The organism is Chryseobacterium sp. JJR-5R, assembly GCF_034047335.1.
Classification (GTDB): domain Bacteria; phylum Bacteroidota; class Bacteroidia; order Flavobacteriales; family Weeksellaceae; genus Chryseobacterium.
On sequence record NZ_CP139137.1, the window covers coordinates 3,897,545 to 3,921,103 of the forward strand.

Below are 23,559 nucleotides of genomic sequence, written 5' to 3' on the forward strand. Positions count from 1 at the left end.
GATTTTTGTTTCATAAAGTATTTCATCAGCCGGGAAGTTTTGCAAAAGTAGATTTTTTTTTCATTTCGCCTAAATATTTTGTTGATTTTCAGTCAAAACTTATCGAACTCATTATGAAAAAATTAAATTTGCAGCTTGATTTAACATGGGATGCATCGTTTTTTTATTTATTTATATTACCTCATCTCCCGAAACAAGCTCTTTTCTGCATTTATTGCAACAGGAGTCGCCGTTTTGTGCCTGTTTTTTGCTGCAAAAATCAATTTTGAAGAAGACATTAACCAGATCATTCCTAAAAGCGAGAAGTCTGACCTTACAGCAAAAGTCCTCAGACAGCTTAACTTTTCAGATAAGATCATTGTCATTATCGAAAATAAATCGGCGGAAAACAGTTTCCAGCTCTCAGAAACGGCGGATGTATTTTTAAACAAGATTAAACCGCTGCAGAAATACATCGGTTCGGTTCAGGGAAAGGTAAATGACAGTGAAATTTCAGAAACCTTTGATTTTGTCAACCGGAACCTCCCGTTATTCTTAAATGAAGAAGATTATCAGGAAATTGAAAAAAAACTTCAGAAAGACAGCATTGCACGGCAGGTAGAAAACAATTATATCTCTCTGTCTTCACCGGCCAGCCTTGTGACCAAAGAATTCATCAAGAAAGATCCGTTGGGAATTACGTTCTTAGGGATTAAAAAACTCAACGCTTTGAATATCAGCAAAGATTTCAAACTTGAAGACAGCTATATCGTTACAAAAGACGGAAAAAATCTCCTGCTCTTTATTGATCCTAAAAACAAAAGCAGCGACACCAAAAACAATGAATTTTTCGTCAATCAGTTAAATGGAATAAAAAACGGGCTCAACAATCAATTCGCAGGCAAGACAGAAATCAGCTACTTCGGTTCTCCGGTAATCGCCGTGGCAAATGCCCAGCAGATTAGAAAAGACATCCAGAATACGGTCATTATTTCCATGACGATCCTTCTGATTCTCCTGATCTACTATTTCAGGAATGTTTTTACTCCGGTGATTGTTTTCCTTCCGACTGTTTTTGCGGTTTTGCTTGCCCTGCTGATCTTATATTTCATCAAAGATAAAATCTCGGCTATTTCGCTCAGTGTCGGGGCAATCCTTATCGGCATTACGATTGATTATGCCTTGCATATCCTCACGCACTACAAGCACAACAACAATATTGAAGAGCTTTACAAAGAGATCACACAGCCTATTATATTGAGCAGTGCCACAACGGCTGTTTCTTTTCTCTGCCTTGTTTTTGTACGTTCCGAAGCATTGAAGGACCTTGGGCTTTTTGCTGCCATTACAGTGATCTTATCTGCAGTCTGTGCTTTAATTATTGTTCCCCAGCTTTACAAACCGAAAATTCAGGAAAATAAAGTCAGTACCAATTTCATCGATAAAATAGGATCTTACCCTTACGAAAAAAACAAGCCTTTAGTTATCGGCTGTTCCGTTATGATCATCGCCTGCCTTTTCGGGTTCAGGCATGTTGGCTTCAATGAAGACATCGGCGACCTGAATTATATCCCGAAAGATTTAAAAATAAGCGAAGCAAAACTTCAGAAGCTGTCAGACATCACGTCTAAATCCATCTATACCATCTCTTACGGAAATTCTGAAGAAGAAGCCTTGACAAGGAATTCCCGGCTGAGCGGGTTCCTGGAAAAAGAAAAAAGAGAAGGGAAAATATTAAGTTACAGTTCTCTGGGAAATGTCGTTTTATCCGGGAAAGACCAGCAGCAAAAGATTGAGGCATGGCAAAAGTTCTGGGATCCGCGCAGAAAGAGCCGGACCATTTCCGAACTGGCTGATAACGGCAGCAAATTCGGGTTTAACAGCTCAGCCTTTGACCGGTTTACTGAAAATTTAAATAAGCCGTACACCACTTTAAGCCTGAAAGACTATGAAAAAGTAAAAGCCTTACAGATTTCCGAATTTCTAAGTCAGGAAAACGGGTTTTATACCGTTTCAAATGTAGTGAAGGTAGATGAAACAAAAAGAGACGCTTTCATCCGGGATGTCGAAAAAAACCACGATGCGCTGGCTATTGACCGGCAACAGATGAATGAAAACTTTTTAGGCCTTTTAAAAAGGGATTTTAGTACCCTGATCAATTATTCCCTGCTGGCAATTGTCTTAACCATCATTATTTTCTTCAGGAATTTTGAACTGACGATTCTTACCATGTTTCCGATTGTTTTAACAGGGATTATGACGGCAGGAATACTCTATTTTTTAGGATTGGAGCTTAATATTTTCAGTACCGTGGTCTGCACACTGGTTTTCGGAGTAGGGGACGATTTCAGCATCTTCCTGACCCAGGCCATGCAGAAGGAGCATACCACCGGGAAAAATGAGCTTCCCACCTACAGGACCTCAATTATTCTGGCTGTTTTCACCACCATTTTATCCATCGGATCATTAATTTTCGCAAAGCATCCGGCTTTGCATTCATTGGCTTTGGTTGCCCTGATCGGAATGTTTTCCGTAATCATCATTACCTCAACCCTGTATCCGTTCTGGTTCAGGCTGGTCATTACCAACCGGGCAAAAAAAGGGCTGTCGCCTATTACATTCAGGCTGTTTATCTATTCTGTGTTTTCCTTTTTATATTACGGACTGGGAGGCCTGTTCTTTTCCGTCTTTTTAAGTTATTCCACAAAGAATTCCAAAGGCAGAACGCTTAACGTAATCAAATTAATTTTAGCCCGTTTTTTAACTTCCGTCCTGTTTACGAATCTATGGGTAAGGAAAAAGGTCATTAAAAATACAGAAGAGGATTTCAGCAGGCCTGCAATAATTATTGCAAACCATACCTCTTTCCTGGATACGCTGGCCATTTCCATGGTGACCCACAAAGTTGTCTACCTGGTTAACGACTGGGTATACCGGTCGCCGGTTTTCGGAAGGATGGTAAGGGCATTGGGATGCTACCCTGTTTCCCAGGGCATTGAAAACGGGATGAATCAGTTAAAGGAAAAAGTAAATCAGGGATACTCCCTGGTGGTTTTTCCGGAAGCGGAACGGTCTTACACCAATGAGGTCAAGAGGTTCCACAAAGGGGCATTTTATCTGGCAGAACAGTTTGGTCTGGATATCCTGCCGCTTTACATCCACGGAAATGCCGATGTACTGCCCAAAGGGGATTTTATTATTTATGACGGGGCCATTACGGTAAAAGTAGGTGACCGGATCATGAAAGAGGATGTAAGCTTCGGCAGCAGCTATTCTGAGAGAACCAGGAAAATCAATGCTTACTATAGGGAGGAGTTTGCCAAACTGAGAACAGCACTTGAAGACGAAAATTACTTCAGGAAAAAATTATTTTTAAGCTTCCTGTATAAAGATGCCGAAGTAGTGAAAGAAGTAAAAAAGGATTTTGACCGGAACAGATCGGTTTATCACGAACTGAACAGACATATCCCGAAGGATGCTTATATCCTGCATATGGCAGATGATTTCGGGCAGAAGGATGTCCTGCTCACCCTTCAACAGCCGGGAAGGACGGTGTTCAGCCTTATAAAGGACCATGAAAAACGGCAGGTTGCCCAGCAGAATTATCTGTTGAGAAGAAGAAAGATCAGTTACATAAATAATACAGAGGAAATTAAAAAACGGATTGACGTTTTACTGGTTTCTGATGATAAGTTCAGGATTAATGAACTGGCAGAGCTTCCTGCAATTGTTATCTTCATCAATACAGATAAAAATGGATTGGATCCTGAAGTTTACAGGCTTACATGGGATTCCGGGTCTTTAAAAGTATTTAGTTCTGAATAATAAATATGAAAATCATATTTTTGTACCCTGATAAAGAGAATTAATGAAAAAGAATATACTTGTGCTCTATTACACTCAGACCGGCCAGCTGGAAGATATTGTAAAAAATATTGCCCGGCCGTTTGAGAATAAAAACGAGGAATATGAAGTTACGTATTACAATATCAAACTGAAAGAGGATTTTCCCTTTCCATGGCCCAGCGATGTGTTTTTCAATACGTTCCCGGAATCCTACCTGCAGATCCCGAGCGAGATCCTTCCGCCTCCGGCTGAGGTACTGAACAAGAAATTCGACCTGATCTTATTCGGGTACCAGGTCTGGTATTTAACCCCTTCCATTCCTACCATTTCATTCCTGAAAAGCAGGTATGCAGCAGATATCCTTAAAGATACGCCGGTTGTTACCATTTCCGGAACCCGGAACATGTGGATGCTTTCGCAGGAAAAATTAAAAGTATATTTGAAAGATCTGAAAGCTCAGCTGGTAGGAAATATTGCACTGGTAGACCGGCATGACAATTATACCAGCGTACTGACAATCCTCCGGTGGATGACTACCGGTAAGAAAGAAAAATCAGGAATGCTGCCGGCTGCCGGCGTGTCAGACGAAGAAATCGCAGGCTCCGGAAAATACGGGGAAATCATAGAAAACCATTTTTCCCAGGATAATTTTACAAAGCTTCAGCCGGAACTGGTAAAAAACGGAGCTGTGGAAATCAGGCCGTTCCTGGTAAGAGTGGAAAAAGTAGGGAACAAAATTTTCACGGTATGGTCTAACCTTATCATCAGGAAAAAAGAAAAGCGCCCATTGCTGATCAAATTCTTTAAGGTATATTTGATGGCTGCGATCTGGATTATTTCACCTATCGTACTGGTTCCGCACCTGCTGACCACCCCCGTGTTCTGGTTTAAAAGAAAGAAACAAAGAGAATATTTACAAGGAATTAATTTAAAATAGAATGTACGACGTATTTATAACAAAAGCATCCACATACCTACCCAATGAAGCGGTTTCAAATGACGAAATGGAAACGTATCTTGGTTATATAAACGACACGCCATCTAAAGCAAAGTCTTTAATTTTAAGAAATAATAAAATCACAACGAGGTATTACGCATTGGATAAAAACGGGAAACCTACACATACCAATGCCCAGATCACCGCAAAAGCAGTTGAAATGCTCTTTGACGAAGACTTCTCAAAAGAAAAAATGGAGCTGCTGTCCTGCGGGACCACATCAGCAGACCAGATCCAGCCTTCGCATGCCTCCATGGTACACGGCGAACTGAACTTGGGCAGGTCTATTGAAATCAATACCTCTACCGGGCTCTGCAATTCAGGGATGAATGCCTTCAATTACGGCTTCCTATCCGTAAAAGCAGGGGTGAAACAAAATGCCGTCTGTGTAGGATCGGAAAGGTTCTCGGCATGGATGACCGCAGATAAATTCAATCACGAAGCGGAAAACTTAAAATTGCTGGAAGAAAGGCCGATTATTGCCTTTAAAAGGGAATTTCTGAGATGGATGCTTTCTGACGGGGCCGGTGCACTCCTGTTGGAAAACAAACCGAGAGAAAACAGCACTTCGCTTAAGGTAGAATTCATTGATTTCTATTCTTATGCCCATGAAATCGAAGCGTGCATGTATTCAGGCTGTGAAAAGCAGGAAGACGGCAGCCTGAAATCCTGGGCGGATTACCCTTCAGACGAATGGCTGAAAGAATCCATCTTCGCTTTGAAGCAGGATACGAAAATCCTGGATCAGTATATTCTGGTAAAAGGGGCCGAAAGCTTGAGATCCTCTTTTGACAAGCACAACCTGGATCCTGAAAAAATAGACCATGTACTGGCACACATTTCATCAGGGTATTTTAAAGAAGGGTTAAAAGACGAATTTGCCAAAAAAGGAATGGATTTCCCCTGGGAAAAATGGTTTTATAACCTTTCCGAAGTAGGAAATATAGGTGCAGGATCCATTTTCATTGCCTTGGAAGAGCTGATGAATTCCGGCAGGCTGAAAAAAGGTGAAAAAGTACTTCTTTGTGTGCCTGAAAGCGGCAGGTTTGCTTATTCATGTGCATTGTTAACCGTTTGCTGATGGAGCGTAAACTACCTGTAAACGACCGGGATTTTGTGGAAAGCCTGATTCCCCAACGGTCACCGTTTGTAATGGTCAGCAGTATTGACCACTATACCGAAGACCGGCTGATTTCGGGGTTTCAGATTCAGGAGGAAAATATTTTTGTCCATAACGGGCTTTTCCAGGCGTCAGGGCTCATTGAGCATCAGGCGCAAAGCGTAGCTTTGCATACCGGCTATAAATTTTATCTGCTGGGAAAGGAAGCACCCACAGGGTATATCGGTGCCATCAAGTCTTTTGAGGCCGGGGCACTGCCGAAAGCCGGGGATGTTTTAAAGACAGAAGTTAAAATACTGAATGAAGTCATGGGCGTAACATTGGTAGATGCCGTTACCACATTGAATGATAAGGTAATTGCAAGCTCCCAGATGAAAACAGTAGTAAAATAAACCTTAAAGCTGCTGAAAGAGCAGTTTGTTGTAATTCAAAAGCAACTCATAAAACTTTAAGGTTTTATGATTAAAAAATAAAAATGGAAATCAAGGACGAGAACATCATCAACATCCATAATTTTCTTCCGCACCGGGAACCGATGCTGATGACAGATTATATCCTGGAATTAACCCAAGAAAAGGTGGTGACTTCCTTTGAAATCTCAGAAGACAATATTTTTGTTCACAATAACCACTTTGTTGAAGCAGGCCTTATTGAGAATTTAGCCCAGACCTGTTCTTCAATCCTGGGCCAGAGCTTCTTTGAAAACCCTGAAACCGATACAAAAGTAATAGGCTTTATCACCAATATCAAAAAAATTGAAGTTTTCATGCTGCCGAAAGCAGGTGACAAGATCATCTCAAAGGCATCGCTGATTTCCAAGTTTGAAAACATCTGCCATATTTTTTGTGAGACTTTTCATCATGATGAATTATTGATCCGCGCTGACATCAACCTGTTCATCCAAGAAATAAAGCACTGATAAACAATGAAAAAACAAGATCTCCCACAGGACGAGAGCAATATGAAATCAGCCAACATGACGGAAGTGCTGTATGTGACTGATGAAAATGATAACTATACCACGGCCAACAGCATTGGATGGGATGCCAAAAAAGCTGCCCTGGACGAATCCATGGAGCTGATTAATGAAAGGATTGAAGAAGCCAGGCAAAATGTTGCCGATCATAAGGTAAGCCCCGTTATTTATTTCATGGAACTCAATAAAATGGACCTGCAGGTTTTGTCAGCCTATGTCGGGATGTGGCAGTGGCGCGTTAAAAGACATACGAAACCTAAAATATTTAATACACTAAGTGAATCCGTACTGAAAAGATATGCCGATACATTCGGGATTTCAGTAGATGAATTAAAAAACTTCAACGGTAAATAAATAAAGATGCCCGGAGAATTGTATTGTCGTTCGTTCTGACAACAAGAATCTCCCGGACAGATCTTAAGATGATTGACCGGACAGGAAGATAAAGCTGTGAATGAATGAATGAATGAATGAATGAAATTCATTAGGCTTATATAAACCAAGAGTTACGAATGAAAATTAATTTTGAACATCACCAGACTGCGCATTGCGAGAACGGTGTCGCCTCTAATTTACTGCTCAATAAGGGCCTGAAGCTCAGCGAACCTATGATTTTCGGAATCGGTTCCGGACTGTTCTTTGTATATCTCCCTTTTTTAAAAGTAAATTTTGCTCCCGGGTTCAGCTACCGCCCCATGCCGGGTGCCATATTCAGCAAAGCGGCAAAGCGTCTGGGGATTAAAATAAAAAGAATAAAATTCTCCGATCCTCAGGAAGCCCAGAAAGCTTTAGAGAAAAATCTTGAAAATAATATCCCGACGGGTTTACAGGTAGGGGTTTTCAATCTCACTTATTTTCCTGAAGAATATAAATTCCATTTCAATGCCCATAATCTGGTTGTGTACGGAAAAGAAGACGGCAAGTTTTTAATCAGTGACCCTGTAATGGATTATGTGACTTCCCTCTCTGAAGCGGAACTGGAAAAAGTAAGGTATGCCAAAGGGGCACTTCCCCCGAAAGGCCATATGTACTACCCCACTTATATTCCGGACAACGTAAACCTGGAGGAAGCTATTAGAAAAGGAATTAGAGATACCTGTAAAAACATGCTTGCGCCGGTCCCGATTGTCGGGGTAAAAGCCATACGCTGGGTAGCAAAAAATATCCCGAAATGGGCTGAAAAAAAAGGGACAAAAACCACCAACCATTACTTAGGGCAGCTGATCAGGATGCAGGAGGAAATCGGGACCGGCGGCGGCGGCTTCAGGTTCATCTATGGTGCATTTTTACAGGAAGCTGCCACAATCCTCAAAAATGACCAGCTGAAAGAACTTTCCAGGGAGATTACCGCAATCGGCGACCTTTGGAGGGATTTTGCCGTTGATATTGCAAGGGTCTATAAAAACAGGAACTCGAAAAGCGATATTTATAACGAACTTTCAAAATCAATGCTTCATATTGCAGATCTGGAAGAAGCTTTTTATAAAAAACTGAGAAAAGCAATCTGACCATGGCAGAACACAGCATTGAAATTAAAAATTTATATAAGAAATATAAAAATGCAGAGGATTTTTCCGTCAATGACATCTCTCTGAACATTGGAAGAAATGAAATCTACGGAATCCTCGGACCGAACGGAGCGGGAAAAACAACTCTGATTTCCATGCTCTCGGGACTGATAAAACCAACTTCAGGGAGCTTTACAATCAACGGCTTATCATTACAGAAGGACGGGTTCAAACTAAAACAGATCATCGGTATCGTTCCGCAGGAATACGCATTGTACCCTACCCTGACGGCTAAGGAAAACCTGATGTATTTCGGGAGCCTTTACGGATTAAGCCATAAAAAATTAAAAGTATCTATTGATGAATCACTGGAAATCATGGGCCTCTCTAAATTTGCTGATAAAAAATTAGAACAGTTTTCGGGAGGGATGAAGCGCCGGTGCAATTTAATTGCAGCCACCCTGCACAGCCCGCAGGTCCTTTTCCTGGATGAGCCTACGGTAGGCGTGGACGTCCAGTCTAAAAAAGTAATCATTAATCACCTCCAGGATCTGAATAAAAAAGGGACATGCATTATTTATACTTCGCACCACCTTTCGGAGGCAGAGGAATTCTGCACTAAGATTGCCATTATCGATCACGGAAAAATTCATGCCACCGGAACACCGGAAGAACTGGTGACCCGGGTTTCCCATGCCGAAAACCTGGAGGATGTTTTCATTTCATTAACCGGAAAAGAATTAAGAGATGTTGTTGTATAAACTGTGGAGAAGCTTCATTAAGGAAATCCTTTTGCTGAAAAGGGACATCGGAGGAATTGTCATTATTTTCGTAATGCCGCTGCTGCTCATCGTAACCATTACCCTGATTCAGGATTCTACATTTAAAAACCTGGAAGGCTCAAAAATCCCGATTATTTTTATTGATAATGACCAATCTGAAATTTCAAAAAGCATAAAGCAGGAATTTGAGAGCAGCAAGGCTTTCGAACTGATAAGCAGGGATGATGAAAAGTCTGCACGGGATGCCGTTTTTTCGGGAGATTACCAGATGGCCATTGTTATCCCGAAAGATTTAACGAAAGATTTAAATTTAAATATCGAGTCTAAGGTACAGGCTATTGTAAGCTCATTCGGGCTTGAAACTGATTCTGCCTCTGCGGAGAAAAAAACAGCTGTAAAAGCCAAAGATATCCATTTATACTTTGATCCCGCAACCAACATCGGCTTCAAAAACAATGTGATGAACTCGGTGAACAAAATGATTTTCGAAATCGAGAACAAAAAGATTTACAAAGCATTTCAGGACCAGCTGGGAACCACTGAAAATCTTGAAGAAAGCAAAAATCTGATCGGTTTCAAAGAGATTACGCCTAAAAAGAACAAAACGGAGCTGATACCGAATTCTGTTCAGCATAATGTTCCGGCCTGGGCATTATTTGCCATCTTTTTTATCGTCGTGCCTCTGTCTATCAATTTAGTTAAAGAAAAAAGCCTGGGGACAAGTGTGAGGGCCAGGATCAGCCCTACGCCTTATTCCGTTCATATTTTAGGGAAAACATTTACCTATCTTATCATCTGTGTCATTCAGTTCTTGCTGATGGTTGCCGTAGGGATTTACCTTTTTCCTTATATGGACCTGCCGCAGTTTGATGTTACCGGCAAGATGCTCCCTCTGATCGTTGTTACGGTTTTTGCAGGACTGGCCGCTATTGGTTTCGGCATTTTATTAGGAACCGTTGCCAATACACAGGAACAGTCGGCTCCGTTTGGGGCAACTTCAGTGGTTGTCTTAGCCGCTATCGGAGGAATCTGGGTACCTGTATTTTTAATGCCTGAGTTTATGCAGAATGTTGCCAGGCTTTCTCCGATGAACTGGGGACTGAATGCATATTACGATATTATTTTAAGGAACAGCGGGATCGGCGGGATTGCCAGCGAGCTTATTTCCTTATTTTTATTTTATATAGCCATGGTTGCTGTTTCATTACTTTATGAAAGAAAACAAAATGCAGTCTGAAGAAAAAAAGTTAAGCTGTACGGAAGAAGTCCGTGTAAGGTTCAATGAGACAGATCCCCTGGGAATTGTCTGGCACGGGCATTATATTGTTTATTTTGAAGATGGCAGGGAGGCCTTCGGAAGGCAGCACGGCCTTACCTATCTTGATATTCAGAAAGCCGGATACGTTACGCCGATTGTAAAAAGCACCTGCGAACATTTTCTTCCGCTGAAATACGGGGAAACGTTTCGTGTGGTAACAACTTTTATAAATTTACCTTCCGCGAAACTGATGTACAAATACGAGCTTTTCAATAAGGATAATACGCTGGTCTGCCGGGGAGAAACCGTTCAGGTATTCCTGGATGCTGATAACAATCTGTGCCTGTACAATCCTGGTTTTTTTCAGGCCTGGAAAGATAAAATGGGATTATCATGATGACGACGGATATTTATATTACAGATTATAACTGTGTCACGCCTTTGGGCTTTGATGTCCAATCCAACTGGAATGCCCTGCTGGAAGGGAAGTCCGGCATAACTCCACATAAAATCATAGAAAATAACGGTGCATTTTATGCTTCGATGGTGGATACCGGAAGTCTTGAAAAAGAATTTGACAGCGTTTTCAACGGGATTCACCATGACAGCTCAGATTTTACGAGGCTGGAAAAAATGTTCCTGCTGAGCCTGAAGCCGCTGGCTGAAAGACATGCCATTACAGAGGAAACCGCATTTATCTTATCAACCACCAAAGGCAACATCAGCCTGTTGAAAAGCCAAGACACTCTGCCGGAAGGCGTTTATCTTTCCAGCCTGGCTAGGAAGATTGCTGATTTTTTCGGATTTACAACAAAACCGGTCGTAATTTCCAATGCCTGTGTTTCAGGCGTAATGGCGATTGCCGTTGCTAAAAATATGATCCGTGCCGGAAGATACAAAGATGCTTTTATCGTGGCCGGGGACGAGATTTCAGAATTTGTGATTTCCGGGTTCAATTCTTTCCAGGCAATCGCAGCAGGTCCCTGCAAACCTTATGACAAAGACCGCAACGGCATCAATATCGGTGAAGCTGCCGCTGCAATGTATGTTACTTCGGAATTAAACCGGAATGAAAAATTCAGGTTTAAAGTTTCAGGAGATTCCGCCATTAATGATGCCAACCATATTTCCGGGCCTTCGAGAACCGGTGACGGATTGTTTGCAAGCATCAGAAATGCCATGGCAGAAGCCGGTGTTTCAGCAGAAGATATCAGCTTTATTTCTGCTCACGGAACCGCTACTTTATATAATGATGAAATGGAATCCATTGCTTTTAACAGAATGGAACTGAAGCATATTCCCTTAAACAGCATGAAAGGCTATTACGGCCATTGTTTAGGGGCATCCGGACTTTTGGAAAGCATTATTTCCATGGAGAGTTCGATTCACGGGACCTTAATTCCCTCCAAAAACTTTAAAGAAACGGGGATTTCCCAGCCGCTGAATATTATTACAGAAAACCGGCCTGCAGAAATCAGATATATCCTGAAAACAGCTTCAGGTTTCGGAGGATGCAATGCGGCAGTTGTTTTGGAGAAAGCATAAAATAATTTTGTAATTTTGACAGAATCAAAGTTCTAGTAAATGGCATCTACTTTAGAAATCAGAAAAAGAATTTACGACTTCATCGACATTGCAGATGAAAGAATTTTACGTATTATCAATAGAATTATAGAGGTTAAGGAGCAGGAAGATGATTATCCTGCAATTCCTGATTGGCATTACGATGAAATAAACGAAAGACGGGAAAAGTATTTAAGCGGAGAAAGCAAATCTTACACTTGGGAGAAAGTCAAAGAAAAAGCAAAATCTGCTTTAAAATGACTTATGAATTAATTTTACAGGAAGAAGCCGGCCTGGAAATTCTGGAAGCATACATTTATTATGAAGATTCACAAAAAGGTTTGGGAGAAATATTTATGAAACATATAGATAATACTTACGCAGAATTCAAAACAATCCAAAACATTTTCAGCTTAAAAAAAATTACAGAGAAAATTTTATTCAAAAGTTCCCGTACCTCATCGTTTTTGACATTATTGATTACAAAATCATTGTGCTTTCTGTTTTCAACAATTATCAAAACCCAACAAAAAAGCCATAATCTTTTTGAAAATCCTTAATGAAGAAAACAGATACCTGCATCATAGAAAATTCAGAAATCATCGTCAACGGACAAACCGTTTTTGAAAGCCTGGCCGGAAACTTTCAAGATTTTGCGAAAGAAGCTTATAAAACTTTAGAACTCAATTATCCTAAATTTCATAAAATGGATAATCTCAGCAAACTGGCTTTTCTTGCTTCCGAAATGATTCTGAGAAATGACGATCACGGCAAAACGGCATTGGTTTTCGCCAACAAATCATCGAGCCTTGACACCGATTTTAAATATCAGTCAAGCATTAATTCAGAAGAAAATTATTTCCCCAGTCCGGCCGTTTTTGTCTATACTTTGCCGAACATCTGCGTCGGGGAAATCAGCATCAGACATAAAATGCAGACGGAAAATGCTTTTTTTGTCCTTGATGAATTTGATGAAGAATTTTTGAATGCATATGCGGCACAGATTCTGCAGTCAGGAAAAGCTGAAAAAGTCTTGTGTGGCTGGGTAGAACTATATCAGGAAAGTTATAAAGCTTTTGTATATTTGCTGACTGCGTAATTTAACAATATGAAAATGTGCCCGTCTAACAACTTTTAAATAATATTAACAACTGTTGTTACATTGCTGAACGGATACATTCATACATTATAAATGAAATTTATTTTATGGAAAACCTAAGAGAAGAATTAAAGCACAAAATCATAGAAGTTCTTAATCTTGAAGACGTTGCCATTGAGGAAATCAAAGATACAGACCCATTATTTGGTGGCGGTCTCGGCCTTGATTCTATCGACGCTCTTGAATTAATTGTTCTTCTTGACAAAGAATACGGAATCAAACTGGCCGATCCTAAAAAAGGAAAAGAAATTTTCACTTCCATAGATACCATGGCAAAGTTTATAGAAGACAACCGAACCAAATAATCCAATCTGACAGGGTATCAATCTCGGCACACTGTTAAATTGATACATTGATTGATACATTATTGAATAAAATGAGTCAAAAAATTGCCATTACCGGGATGGGCATCATTTCTTCCATCGGGAACAACGCAGAGGAAAACCTGAGCTCGTTAATAACCGGGAAACACGGGATTTCAGACATTGAACTGTTTGAGACCCGCCATGCAGGGCACATTAAGACAGGCGAAATAAAACGGTCTAACAAAGAACTGATGCAGGAACTTCAGTTAAACGAAAGCAGCAATGCCACGAGAACCGCTTTATTGGGAATGACTGCCGCCAGGGAAGCCGTAAAACATGCCGGGATTTCAGATATCAATGAATTCCGAACCGGTCTCATCTCCTCTACCAGTGTAGGCGGAATGGATATTACTGAAAAATATTTCTACCAATATGAGGATTTTCCTGAGCAGCAGAAATATATCGACGCCCATGATGCCGGGAACTCTTCACTGATGATTGCCGATGATCTGGGGTTAAAAGGGATGGTTTCCACCATCAGTACGGCCTGCTCTTCAGCAGCCAATGCCATCATGATGGGGGCAAAGCTCATCAAAAACGGTGTTCTGGACCGTGTGATAGTCGGTGGAACGGATGCGCTCTCAAAGTTTACGCTGAACGGCTTCAATACCCTTATGATCCTCACAGATTCTTACAATACCCCTTTTGATAATGACCGGAAAGGCCTGAATCTCGGTGAAGCTGCCGCTTATATTGTCCTGGAATCTGATGAAATTGTACGGAAACAGAATAAAAAAATATTAGGCTATCTTTCCGGATACGGAAATGCAAACGATGCCCACCATCAGACGGCTTCTTCGGAAAACGGGCAGGGTGCATTCTTAGCGATGGAAAAAGCCCTGAAAATATCGGGACTGGAAAAAGAACAGATTGATTACATCAACGTCCACGGAACGGCAACCCCGAATAATGATTTATCCGAAGGCATTGCGATGATCAGGATTTTCGGAGAGAACAGCGTTCCGGAATTCAGTTCCACAAAAGCATTTACAGGCCATACGCTGGCGGCGGCGGCAGGAGTTGAAGCCGTATATTCATTATTGGCCATCCAAAACAATGTTATCTTCCCAAACCTGAATTTTAAGACAAAAATGCAGGAATTCGATCTGATGCCTGTTACTGAGCTGAAACAGAAGAATATCAGCCATGTACTGTCCAACTCATTCGGTTTCGGGGGAAACTGTTCAACTTTAATTTTTTCAGAATCATGAGCGGAGTTTACATCAACAGTGCCGCCTGCATCTCGGCCCAGGACACTTTAAATGATGATTTTTTCCGGAATTTAAAGCCGGAGAATTCGGTTCAGGTTTTAAAGGCTGTGGAACCCAATTATAAGGAATTCATTCCGCCGGCCATGATCAGGAGAATGTCCAGAACCGTGAAAATGAGTTCTGTAGCGTCTCACTACGCTTTGAAAGAAGCAGGAATTGACAATCCCGATGCGATTATCGTGGGGACGGGAATAGGCTGTGCGCAGGATTCTGAAAAGTTTCTGAAAAACGTCCTGCATAACAATGAAGAGTTTCTTACCCCTACTTTCTTTATTCAGTCTACCCACAATACAGTGGCCGGGCAGATTGCCTTAGGCCTGAAGTGCCATGCTTACAACTTTACCTATGTAAATCCTTCTTCCTCACTTGAGTTTTCATTCCTGGATGCAAAACTGCAGATCGATGACGGCGAAGCATCAACGGTTCTGGCAGGTTCTACGGATGAACAGACCGACAGGATCATGGAACTGTACAAATTAAAGAAGATCATCAGAAAAGAGGAAAATCTTCCGGCTGATTATTTAAACTCAACGGTCAACGGAGTCATTTGGGGCGAAGGGGCCAGCTTTTTTGTTTTAGGGAAAGATAAAACAGAAACGGCTTATGCCGAGTTAAAAGATATCGGGATCATCAATAAACCGGATGCTGAAGGTACTCAAAAATTTATCGGAGATTTTTTAGCGAAAAATAATTTAACTTTTGATGAGGTTGATGCCGTTATTTTAGGATTCAGCGGGGACGCAAAATCTGATCGCTATTATCATGAGGCAATGGAGTTATTTGAAAACTCTGCATTGCTGTATTACAAGCACCTGAGCGGGGAATTCAATACCGCAAGCGGCTTTTCGACATTTATGGCCTGCCATATTTTAAGAAACCAGGAAATTCCGGAGGTTATGATGATAAATCCCGTAAAAAAAGACGGAATTAAAAATATCCTGCTGTACAATCATTTAAGAGGGAATGACCACAGCCTTGTTTTGCTGGAAAGGATTTAGATCTTTTACAGCACACTGAAACGTATATTATAAATTTCAGGCTGTCTGATATTCATACCGGCAAGGCACACGAAAAATTTAAAATCCAATCCATAAAAAATTCAAGATGAAGCATTATCCATTTATTCTATTCTATCTTTTCTGCAATGCTTTTATCTATGCATTTCAGGCAAGCATGTGGGTTTATGTATTCTGCTTTCTGCTATTTTGTTTTGTAGTAGCGTGGGGTTCTTTTGATATTCAGCTGGGCTATTTCGTTAACAGCATTACGCACAAAAGAACAAAGATGAAGGAAGTTGCCCTGACTTTTGATGACGGCCCGACTGAATTTACCCCAAGATTTCTGGACCTGCTTAAAGAGCATGACGTAAAAGCCACCTTCTTCTGCATCGGGAAACAGATTGAGCAATATCCTGAAACATTCCGGAGAATTGTTGATGAAGGCCACAGCATCGGGAACCATACGCTCTCCCATGCCCGCAATACCGGCTTTTTATCCGCACCGGAAATGGTAAAAGAAATTGAGGCCTGTGACGATATAATGTCCGGAACTGCAAATGTCAAAACCAGCTTATACCGGCCTCCGTTCGGGGTAACCAACCCGAATATTGCCAAAGCCATAAAAAAAACGGGCAAAATAAGCATCGGCTGGAATGTCCGTTCCCTGGATACGGTAACGGAAAATGAGAAAAAAATTTACCGGAAAGTGACAAAAGGATTAAAAAAAGGCAGCATCATCCTCTTTCATGACACTTCGGAAAAAACATACAATGTCCTGGTGGATTTATTGCTATTTTTGAAGGAACAGAAATATTCAGCCTTTACGGTTGATTCAATGATTAAATCTAAAACCAATGATTAAACCTATCGCATTCGGCATAATTTTATTAATATCAGGCTTATTTTCCGCCCAGACTACAGCAATGTCGGCAGCTGAAGCAAAAGCATTTGTTGCCCGGGTCTCATCCGAAACGAAGGGAATGAAGACCCTGCAGAGCGATTTTACCCAGACCAAGAAAATGGACTTCCTGGATAAAAGCATTGTAACCTATGGGAAAATGACGTTAAAAACCCCGAATATGCTGAGCTGGAAATATACAAAGCCTTACCAGTACAGCATTGTTTTCAGGGACAATAAAATTTTCATCAATGATCAGGGGAAAAAGTCTTCTGTGGATGCGAAAAGCAAAACATTTGAAAAAATCAATAAACTGATTGTAGGGAGTTCAAACGGCCAGATGTTCAATGATCCGGAGTTTTCCGTAGCGTATTTTAAAAACGGGACTTCCAATATGGCAAAATTCACCCCGAAATCTTCCCAGCTTCTGAAATACATCAGGCAGATTGAACTTCATTTTCCTAAAAACCAGTCGGCTGTTTCGCAGGTGAACATGACGGAGGCTTCAGGGGATACTACGAATATCATTTTCAAAAATACCAAGATCAATGCGCCGGTTTCTGCTTCAGATTTCAGTCTATAGCCTGGTCCTTCTGCTTTGCTTTTCCTGTACAGCTTACCGGTTGAATGATGTAAAAAAAGTTTTAGGGACTCAACAGACCGTTGAAAACCTGTATTTTTCTTCCCGTGAAGATTATGTGTATAAATGCAGGATGGATATTTATAAGAACCCCGTAAGCGGAATCCTGATCATCAAAAAGCTTAATGAACACACGCACCGCGTCGTCTTAACTTCGGATTTCGGAAATAAATTAATTGATTTTGAAATTTCAGAGGGCAGTTTTAAGCTTAATTATGTCCTTCCTGATCTTGATAAAAAAATCGTTATTAACTTTCTGAAAAATGACTTTCAGGAACTCTTAAAAAGACAGTATCCCGTAAGCGAAACCTTTGAGAACGAAAACTCTAAAATTTACCTTTCGAAGACTGGTAAAAAGGCTTATTACCTTTTCTTCAGCAAAGAAAACGGCTTTCTGAAACAAATGGTTTATACAAAAAACAACAGGGAAAAAATAGATTTTACTTTTGATGCAAAAAAACATATCTTCGCAGACAGCCTGAACCTTCAGCATAAAGATTTTAAAATCACGATCAAGCTCAACCAGATCACCGAGACAGAATAACAGTATGGAAATTTTTTTCTTATTGATCCCGGCAGGGTCCGATCATGGACCATACAAATGTGCTTTTTCAGGCAGGTGTTTATTATACATTTAATATGAAAAAATAATTTTATGCAGACCATCCTTACAGACTTTTACCATTTAAATTCGTACGAGAAAACAGAGGGCGGAAGCTTCATTGCCTATATTTCGCTGAACAAGGACCATGAGATTTTCAAAGGCCATTTTCCGGGTAACCCTGTAACGCCGGGAGTCTGTATGATGCAGATTGTAAAAGAGCTGACGGAAGAATATACCGGTAAACAATTATTTCTGAAATCCGCCTCGAACGTAAAGTTTATGGCCATCATCAATCCCTACGAAACACCTGAGCTGAAGCTTCAACTGGATATTAACGAAGATGAAGATCATGTTAAGGTGAAGAATACCACGTCTTTTGGCGGCACTATTGCATTAAAAATGTCAGTCAACTATCAAAAATTGCCATCATGAAGCTTATTTTCTCATTACTTACAGTTTTTTTCCTTTTCCTCCAGTCGGGTCTTGAATCTTTAAGGAACAGTTATGCCAAGGCAAATTCATCAAATGCCGGCACCGAGGCTTTCATTGCCACAGCCGAAAAAACTTCCGGATCTGATCCTGTGATACAGGGCTATAAAGCTGCTGCTCAGATCATGAAAGCGAAAATTGCCAAAACTGACAGGAAAGCGATGGTAAAATCCGGTGCCACAAACCTGGAAAACGTAATCAAAGCCCATCCTTCTGATATTGAATTGAGGGTAATCCGGTTAAGCATCCAGGAAAACATCCCGAAAATTGTAGGATACCGGGGAAGCCTTAAGGAAGATAAAACCTATATTCTCAACAATTACGGGAAACAGGGTGCTGCAATGAAAAATTATATCAAAAGATTTGCAGCACAATCCAAGACCATGACGCCTGAAGAACGGGCAGCATTAAAATAAAATAATGATCCGGACCCATGCTGATGTAAAACAGGCCATTTCTGAAAGGAAAATCTGTGTTTTGATCCCCACCTATAACAATGCAAAAACCCTGAACCGGGTTATTGATGGTGTACTGGAATATACGGATGCGGTCATTGTTATAAATGACGGATCTACCGACGCCACACCTCAGCTTTTAACGCGCTACTCGCAGATTACCACTGTTACCCTACCCGAAAACAAAGGGAAAGGAAATGCCCTGAAAAAAGGGTTCAGGAAAGCTGAAGAATCAGGCTATCATTATGCCATAACCATTGATTCGGATGGACAGCACTATCCTGATGATATTCCGGTTTTTGTAGAGGCACTGCTGGATGAGCCGCAGGATGTCCTGCTTATCGGGAACAGGAATATGTCTCAGGACGGCATTCCGAAAAAAAGCAGCTTCGGCAACCGGTTCTCTAATTTCTGGTTTTGGTTTGAAACGGGAATCAAGCTGGAAGATACACAATCCGGCTACCGGCTCTATCCCCTGCATAAAATTCCTAAAAAATATTTTACTCCGAAATTTGAATTTGAAATTGAGATCATCGTAAGGACAGCATGGAGACACGTTCCGGTAAAAAATGTTCCGGTAAAGGTGTTGTACGATCCTGCAGAGCGGGTTTCGCATTTCCGGCCGTTCAAAGATTTTACAAGGATCAGCATCCTCAATACGATACTCGTTGTCATTACTTTGCTTTACATTATCCCGAGGAACTTTATAAATAATTTCAGGAAAAAGAGTTTTAAAAGATTTATTAAGGAAGATGTACTGCAAAGCGACGGAAGCAACCGCACGAAGGCATTTTCCATTGCACTGGGTGTATTCATCGGGTTGTCGCCTTTCTGGGGATTCCATACATTTCTGGTGATTTCACTTTCTGTACTGTTCAAGCTGAATAAAGTACTGGCTTTTGTATCTTCCAATGTCAGCCTGCCGCCGTTTATCCCTTTTATTATTGCAGCTTCACTGTTTCTGGGTTCGCCGTTTACAGAAGGCAGCAGCAATATCCTGAGCCAGGACCTGAATTTTAAACTGATAAAAAACAACCTCGTGCAGTATCTCATCGGAAGTATGATTTTAGCAACGGTCATGTCCGCCGTTTCATGGGTTGCCGTTTTTATTTTCCTGAATAAAGTGAACCCTGAAAATAATAATACCTTTAAATAAGTTTGCGAATTGCCGTATCTGCGGGAAGTTTGTTTAAAATTAAGCCTGAACAGGCTTTACAAATAATCCTTACTTGAGCTTTTTTAATGTTTTCCTCAGGTACCCTTCAACATTTACCTTATCCGGGACCGTGGTAATTTCCTTGGTTAAAGCTTTTTCAAATTCGGTTTTTGCCTTGGAATATTCTTTTTGATTGAAATAGTACTTTCCGGACTGATAATAAACCAGCCAGAAATCAGGATTTAAAGACTGATAATGTGCCATAGCTTCTTCACCAATCCTTTTTTCTTTATCATTAGCAGCACTTTCGATCTGTGAACTCAGCTTTCTGTATTCTTCATAATTTTTAAATTCCTGAGAACCTGCAAAAGAATCCCTTGGAATATTTAAATCTGACCTGGAAAATGTACCGTTCCTTAACCTTTTATCAGAAAAAATTTCATTTAAGTCATAACACACAAATTCACCGAGCTGATAAGGATCCGATGAAACCCACGCCAGTTTTTTCCGGGGCGAAAAAATCACGGCATGATGCGCCAGGAGCTGGTTAATTGCTTTCTCGTTCCCGTAGCCGATCTTCTCGCCTTTAAGTCCTGATTTATTCCGTAAGACTGAAGCCATTTTCTCAGGGTTGAGCTTTTTATATTCCTGCAAAAGTTCCTGAAGCTTTTCATAACGGTATTCCGAGTGGCTTTCTGCCTTGTGCTTCCGGTTCCTTTTATCATTTTTGTAAGCCTCAGACTGAAAATGATTGGTGCAGAACACCTTGCCTGAATTCTGAACGCTGTACACCCCGAAATGATCCGGAGACACTTCAATAACTACGGCATTTTTATCATTTGCACTTCCCACGAGAATGGATTCTGATACAAAAACTTTTCTTTTTTTCGCAATGGCTACCGCTTCATCAATCGTTGCTGCGTATTGCAGGATTTCCCTTGTTACCAGAGATATCGGCGTTTTGGCGGCTAATGGGATTTTTGATTTCCCGGCATTAATCGTCACCGTTATGCCTTCTTTATTCATCCCTGAAACCACGCCGATCATTCCCGGCCAGCTTACCGACATATAAGGGATTCCGTTTTCCGGTTCCACAAATTCGATGAGCTTATTTTTGGCAAAGTCATCGCCTGCATAAAAGTCGAAATTACGCCCGATCAGCAAATCGCCGTCTTCGGTATTTTCATTCCATACCGCGAGCGAAGTACAGCCTACCATCATCAGGTCCTGCATAGCATGGCCGATATCATGGGCACCGTGAAGGTAAAAAGTCCGGAGGTATTCCGGAGCAATGAAATTATACCGGTCTGATGCGTATCGTGATAACCCGTATAGCTCCGCCTGAAAATCTTCGCGGACATTCAGATACATTTTGCGGTTGTACCATTTCAGGAAACCCCTTAACAGGTTTTGTTTAAACTTTGACGGCACCAGGCCTTCCACTTTCGAAAAAAAGATTTCTTCCTGCTTCCGCATCAAGTCCCGGGTCAGTGCCCCGTTATTATACCCCAGCTGCAGAGGATTCCCTTTAATATACAGTTCCCAGAGCTGTTGCGGGTTCTTTGTCAGGTAATTCTGCTTAAAACTGAACGTGGAATCATTGATCTTATTAACCTGAGGAATTTCCAGTGAATACGGTTGTACATCAGGAATGTGCCGTATTGATTTCTGTATTCCGCATGAGGTGAGGTGAATGACAATCAGTGCGTAAAACAAAGCTTTCACAATATCATTCCGGTAAGGATACCTGTTATTTTTATTCACTTTTATTTTTATTAAGCATTTGCATTAACCTGCCGTCCACCACTTCCTTGCCCAGGATTTCAGCGCAGGTATTGAAAGCGCCGATGGTACAGCCTAAAATCCCGTGCATATTTACGGACTGGCCCGTAAGAAACAGGTTATCGATCTTGGTTCGCGGAGAAACCATTGTTTTCAGAGGGTTCTCCGAATTTTTGCTGTAGCCGTACATATTCCCTTCAAAACTCCCGATATAATCCCGGTAAGACAAAGGTGAAGAAGTATACATCCGTTTTACGGACTTTCTTAAATCCGGAATTTTTTTCTCTAAAGCGCTCAGCATTTTTTCTGCTTTCCCGGCTTTGAACCTTTCGTACAAAACTCCCCTTTCCTGCTCTTCCGTTACCGTATTAAAGGTATTTTCCCATTCTTTCACCTCATCAAAATCCATATAGGAAATGGCGGTCAGGCTTTCTGCAAACCCGGGATGGTGTTTGGACGGCGTACAGGAAAGCATATAAGTTTCCGGCCAGGAGTCTTTATCGTAACGGTATGCATTCCAGACCAATTCCTGTGATGAAAAATGATAGATGTTGTAATTGAAATTAGAGATCGTCCTGGGCTTTAACACAAAGTAAACACTGAAGCATGAGGAAACGGGCTCCCAGCTTAAGACCCTGTTCAGAAAAGATTTCTTTAATCGTTCCTCACCGATCAGCCGGACCATGGAACGGATTTCAATATTGGAAATAAACTGTTTTGCCGAATACTTTTTTCCTGCTTTCGTTTCAACCCTTGTTATGCAGTGATGTCCATCAAAAATCAGCCGGGAAACTTCAGCATGTTTGTGAACTTCAGCCCCGTACTGCCGCAGCTTCCTGATCAGCAGCTTTGAAATCCGGCTTCCTCCTTGTACGCATTTATAGGCACTCTGTATATAAGAATTTACGGTTAAGGCATGTACATAAAACGGAACGTTTTCAGAATTGCCGGCATATAAAAAATTGGACCCGAGCAATACGGACTGCAGTTTTTTGTCTGAAATAAGCGACTCGACGAATCTTTTGGTATTCAGATGGAGAATCTCCTCATTATACCGGTCTTCGCCCACTACATTATATCTCGGGAACTGATTACAGATCCGCTGTATCTCTTCACAGTAATTTTCCAGATTGTCCCTTTCTCCAGGAAAATATTCAGATAACTGTTCAACAAAATTTTTATAGCCCTGCGCGTGGGGATATTCAGTTGCATCGTCCCCGAAAGTAATTTTATCATAACCGTCCTCATTCATTTTCTGAAGTTCCAGATCATCCATGATTTCCAGATAGGAGAAAAAGCGGTGGAGGTTCTGCCCTTCGGAAAGCCCGCCGAGATAATGCACGCCGGTATCGAAAATAAGCTTATCCCGGGAAAAGGTCTGCAGGTTTCCGCCATACTGGTTGTTCTTTTCCAGCACACAGACTTTCCGTCCCTCTTTGGCTAAAATAAGAGCCGAAACGAGCCCGCCCAATCCGCTGCCGATTACCAGTATATCAAATTCTTCTTTCAAGGAATGTGCTTTCTTTTATAGTTGAGAAATCAATAAATCAGGAATTAAATTGTACAGTCTTTTATATTGTTTAAAACAGGCTGTATCATGCAAGCCTCTCTAAAATGGCAAAAATAATTTGTATACCAAATGGTTATAAATGAAAAAACTACCGACTGATTATAATTTGATCCTAATTTTCTGAGTTTTATATATTAGTATTT

The 23,559-nt window shown here is 41.0% G+C and carries 24 protein-coding genes; 22 read left to right on the forward strand and 2 right to left on the reverse strand.

Features of this window, described 5'->3' with window-relative positions; translation table 11 throughout:
- The first annotated feature begins 150 nt into the window (after nt 1–150).
- From SD427_RS17205 to SD427_RS17310, 22 genes are all read left to right on the forward strand, one after another.
- A complete protein-coding gene (locus SD427_RS17205; RefSeq protein ID WP_320559004.1) occupies nt 151–3,804 on the forward strand; it encodes an MMPL family transporter in 3,654 nt (1,217 codons plus the stop codon).
- 43 nt (nt 3,805–3,847) lie between these two features.
- The gene (locus tag SD427_RS17210; RefSeq protein WP_320559005.1) at nt 3,848–4,762 is read left to right on the forward strand and encodes a dialkylrecorsinol condensing enzyme DarA; all 915 of its coding nucleotides are present in this window, start codon (nt 3,848–3,850) and stop codon (nt 4,760–4,762) included.
- Nucleotide 4,763: 1 nt separating this feature from the next.
- Nucleotides 4,764–5,903: a beta-ketoacyl-ACP synthase III gene (locus tag SD427_RS17215; RefSeq protein ID WP_320559006.1), complete on the forward strand. Its 1,140-nt coding sequence runs from the start codon at nt 4,764–4,766 to the stop codon at nt 5,901–5,903.
- Complete coding sequence (locus SD427_RS17220; RefSeq protein ID WP_320559007.1) at nt 5,903–6,334, forward strand: hypothetical protein; 432 nt, start codon at nt 5,903–5,905, stop codon at nt 6,332–6,334. The genes SD427_RS17215 and SD427_RS17220 overlap by 1 nt, the downstream gene beginning before the upstream one ends.
- Before the next feature lie 83 nt (nt 6,335–6,417).
- Complete coding sequence (locus tag SD427_RS17225) at nt 6,418–6,861, forward strand: ABC transporter permease (protein WP_320559008.1); 444 nt, start codon at nt 6,418–6,420, stop codon at nt 6,859–6,861.
- A gap of 6 nt (nt 6,862–6,867) precedes the next feature.
- On the forward strand, nt 6,868–7,272 hold the full coding sequence (locus SD427_RS17230; RefSeq protein WP_320559009.1) for a hypothetical protein: 405 nt from the start codon (nt 6,868–6,870) through the stop codon (nt 7,270–7,272).
- A 158-nt stretch (nt 7,273–7,430) separates the two neighbouring features.
- The gene (locus tag SD427_RS17235) at nt 7,431–8,426 is read left to right on the forward strand and encodes a BtrH N-terminal domain-containing protein (RefSeq protein ID WP_320559010.1); all 996 of its coding nucleotides are present in this window, start codon (nt 7,431–7,433) and stop codon (nt 8,424–8,426) included.
- A 2-nt stretch (nt 8,427–8,428) separates the two neighbouring features.
- Entirely contained in the window at nt 8,429–9,187 is a 759-nt protein-coding gene (locus SD427_RS17240; protein ID WP_320559011.1) for an ABC transporter ATP-binding protein, read from the forward strand.
- Nucleotides 9,174–10,445, forward strand: a complete 1,272-nt coding sequence (locus SD427_RS17245) for an ABC transporter permease (RefSeq protein ID WP_320559012.1) — start codon at nt 9,174–9,176, stop codon at nt 10,443–10,445. The genes SD427_RS17240 and SD427_RS17245 overlap by 14 nt, the downstream gene beginning before the upstream one ends.
- Nucleotides 10,420–10,863, forward strand: a complete 444-nt coding sequence (locus SD427_RS17250; RefSeq protein ID WP_320559013.1) for an acyl-CoA thioesterase — start codon at nt 10,420–10,422, stop codon at nt 10,861–10,863. The genes SD427_RS17245 and SD427_RS17250 overlap by 26 nt, the downstream gene beginning before the upstream one ends.
- Nucleotides 10,863–12,011 (forward strand): beta-ketoacyl synthase N-terminal-like domain-containing protein, encoded by a 1,149-nt coding sequence (locus tag SD427_RS17255; RefSeq protein ID WP_320561057.1) that lies wholly within the window; start codon nt 10,863–10,865, stop codon nt 12,009–12,011. The genes SD427_RS17250 and SD427_RS17255 overlap by 1 nt, the downstream gene beginning before the upstream one ends.
- Before the next feature lie 39 nt (nt 12,012–12,050).
- Nucleotides 12,051–12,290, forward strand: coding sequence for an addiction module protein (locus SD427_RS17260; protein ID WP_320559014.1), 240 nt, complete (start codon nt 12,051–12,053; stop codon nt 12,288–12,290).
- 298 nt (nt 12,291–12,588) lie between these two features.
- Nucleotides 12,589–13,128, forward strand: a complete 540-nt coding sequence (locus SD427_RS17265) for a 3-oxoacyl-ACP synthase (RefSeq protein WP_320559015.1) — start codon at nt 12,589–12,591, stop codon at nt 13,126–13,128.
- 107 nt (nt 13,129–13,235) lie between these two features.
- Nucleotides 13,236–13,493 carry a phosphopantetheine-binding protein gene (locus SD427_RS17270; RefSeq protein ID WP_320559016.1) on the forward strand — a complete coding sequence of 86 codons (258 nt, stop codon included), beginning with the start codon at nt 13,236–13,238 and terminating at the stop codon, nt 13,491–13,493.
- A gap of 71 nt (nt 13,494–13,564) precedes the next feature.
- Nucleotides 13,565–14,764: a beta-ketoacyl-[acyl-carrier-protein] synthase family protein gene (locus SD427_RS17275; protein WP_320559018.1), complete on the forward strand. Its 1,200-nt coding sequence runs from the start codon at nt 13,565–13,567 to the stop codon at nt 14,762–14,764.
- Entirely contained in the window at nt 14,761–15,822 is a 1,062-nt protein-coding gene (locus SD427_RS17280) for a beta-ketoacyl synthase N-terminal-like domain-containing protein (protein WP_320559019.1), read from the forward strand. Before SD427_RS17275 ends, SD427_RS17280 begins: the two co-directional genes overlap by 4 nt.
- 106 nt (nt 15,823–15,928) lie before the next feature.
- Nucleotides 15,929–16,684 (forward strand): polysaccharide deacetylase family protein, encoded by a 756-nt coding sequence (locus tag SD427_RS17285; RefSeq protein WP_320559020.1) that lies wholly within the window; start codon nt 15,929–15,931, stop codon nt 16,682–16,684.
- Nucleotides 16,677–17,303, forward strand: coding sequence for an outer membrane lipoprotein carrier protein LolA (locus tag SD427_RS17290; protein ID WP_320559021.1), 627 nt, complete (start codon nt 16,677–16,679; stop codon nt 17,301–17,303). Before SD427_RS17285 ends, SD427_RS17290 begins: the two co-directional genes overlap by 8 nt.
- Nucleotides 17,269–17,904: a hypothetical protein gene (locus SD427_RS17295; protein ID WP_320559022.1), complete on the forward strand. Its 636-nt coding sequence runs from the start codon at nt 17,269–17,271 to the stop codon at nt 17,902–17,904. The genes SD427_RS17290 and SD427_RS17295 overlap by 35 nt, the downstream gene beginning before the upstream one ends.
- A 111-nt stretch (nt 17,905–18,015) precedes the next feature.
- Nucleotides 18,016–18,396 (forward strand): 3-hydroxyacyl-ACP dehydratase, encoded by a 381-nt coding sequence (locus SD427_RS17300; protein WP_320559023.1) that lies wholly within the window; start codon nt 18,016–18,018, stop codon nt 18,394–18,396.
- Nucleotides 18,393–18,869 carry a hypothetical protein gene (locus SD427_RS17305; protein WP_320559024.1) on the forward strand — a complete coding sequence of 159 codons (477 nt, stop codon included), beginning with the start codon at nt 18,393–18,395 and terminating at the stop codon, nt 18,867–18,869. Before SD427_RS17300 ends, SD427_RS17305 begins: the two co-directional genes overlap by 4 nt.
- 4 nt (nt 18,870–18,873) lie before the next feature.
- Entirely contained in the window at nt 18,874–20,064 is a 1,191-nt protein-coding gene (locus tag SD427_RS17310; protein WP_320559025.1) for a DUF2062 domain-containing protein, read from the forward strand.
- Between the two features lie 69 nt (nt 20,065–20,133).
- On the opposite strand, the gene SD427_RS17315 is transcribed toward SD427_RS17310, so the two are convergent.
- Together SD427_RS17315 and SD427_RS17320 are read right to left on the reverse strand one after the other, a co-directional pair.
- A complete protein-coding gene (locus SD427_RS17315; protein ID WP_414017697.1) occupies nt 20,134–21,828 on the reverse strand; it encodes a C45 family autoproteolytic acyltransferase/hydolase in 1,695 nt (564 codons plus the stop codon).
- Nucleotides 21,821–23,356, reverse strand: coding sequence for an NAD(P)/FAD-dependent oxidoreductase (locus tag SD427_RS17320; protein ID WP_320559026.1), 1,536 nt, complete (start codon nt 23,354–23,356; stop codon nt 21,821–21,823). Before SD427_RS17320 ends, SD427_RS17315 begins: the two co-directional genes overlap by 8 nt.
- Between the last annotated feature and the right edge of the window lie 203 nt (nt 23,357–23,559).

Bases quoted from the DNA above. Each gene is read 5' to 3' on its own strand.
- SD427_RS17205 (WP_320559004.1), top strand. From the start codon at position 151: ATGCATCGTTTTTTTATTTATTTATATTACCTCATCTCCCGAAACAAG.
- SD427_RS17210 (WP_320559005.1), top strand. From the start codon at position 3,848: ATGAAAAAGAATATACTTGTGCTCTATTACACTCAGACCGGCCAGCTG.
- SD427_RS17215 (WP_320559006.1), top strand. From the start codon at position 4,764: ATGTACGACGTATTTATAACAAAAGCATCCACATACCTACCCAATGAA.
- SD427_RS17220 (WP_320559007.1), top strand. From the start codon at position 5,903: ATGGAGCGTAAACTACCTGTAAACGACCGGGATTTTGTGGAAAGCCTG.
- SD427_RS17225 (WP_320559008.1), top strand. From the start codon at position 6,418: ATGGAAATCAAGGACGAGAACATCATCAACATCCATAATTTTCTTCCG.
- SD427_RS17230 (WP_320559009.1), top strand. From the start codon at position 6,868: ATGAAAAAACAAGATCTCCCACAGGACGAGAGCAATATGAAATCAGCC.
- SD427_RS17235 (WP_320559010.1), top strand. From the start codon at position 7,431: ATGAAAATTAATTTTGAACATCACCAGACTGCGCATTGCGAGAACGGT.
- SD427_RS17240 (WP_320559011.1), top strand. From the start codon at position 8,429: ATGGCAGAACACAGCATTGAAATTAAAAATTTATATAAGAAATATAAA.
- SD427_RS17245 (WP_320559012.1), top strand. From the start codon at position 9,174: ATGTTGTTGTATAAACTGTGGAGAAGCTTCATTAAGGAAATCCTTTTG.
- SD427_RS17250 (WP_320559013.1), top strand. From the start codon at position 10,420: ATGAAAGAAAACAAAATGCAGTCTGAAGAAAAAAAGTTAAGCTGTACG.
- SD427_RS17255 (WP_320561057.1), top strand. From the start codon at position 10,863: ATGACGACGGATATTTATATTACAGATTATAACTGTGTCACGCCTTTG.
- SD427_RS17260 (WP_320559014.1), top strand. From the start codon at position 12,051: ATGGCATCTACTTTAGAAATCAGAAAAAGAATTTACGACTTCATCGAC.
- SD427_RS17265 (WP_320559015.1), top strand. From the start codon at position 12,589: ATGAAGAAAACAGATACCTGCATCATAGAAAATTCAGAAATCATCGTC.
- SD427_RS17270 (WP_320559016.1), top strand. From the start codon at position 13,236: ATGGAAAACCTAAGAGAAGAATTAAAGCACAAAATCATAGAAGTTCTT.
- SD427_RS17275 (WP_320559018.1), top strand. From the start codon at position 13,565: ATGAGTCAAAAAATTGCCATTACCGGGATGGGCATCATTTCTTCCATC.
- SD427_RS17280 (WP_320559019.1), top strand. From the start codon at position 14,761: ATGAGCGGAGTTTACATCAACAGTGCCGCCTGCATCTCGGCCCAGGAC.
- SD427_RS17285 (WP_320559020.1), top strand. From the start codon at position 15,929: ATGAAGCATTATCCATTTATTCTATTCTATCTTTTCTGCAATGCTTTT.
- SD427_RS17290 (WP_320559021.1), top strand. From the start codon at position 16,677: ATGATTAAACCTATCGCATTCGGCATAATTTTATTAATATCAGGCTTA.
- SD427_RS17295 (WP_320559022.1), top strand. From the start codon at position 17,269: ATGCGCCGGTTTCTGCTTCAGATTTCAGTCTATAGCCTGGTCCTTCTG.
- SD427_RS17300 (WP_320559023.1), top strand. From the start codon at position 18,016: ATGCAGACCATCCTTACAGACTTTTACCATTTAAATTCGTACGAGAAA.
- SD427_RS17305 (WP_320559024.1), top strand. From the start codon at position 18,393: ATGAAGCTTATTTTCTCATTACTTACAGTTTTTTTCCTTTTCCTCCAG.
- SD427_RS17310 (WP_320559025.1), top strand. From the start codon at position 18,874: ATGATCCGGACCCATGCTGATGTAAAACAGGCCATTTCTGAAAGGAAA.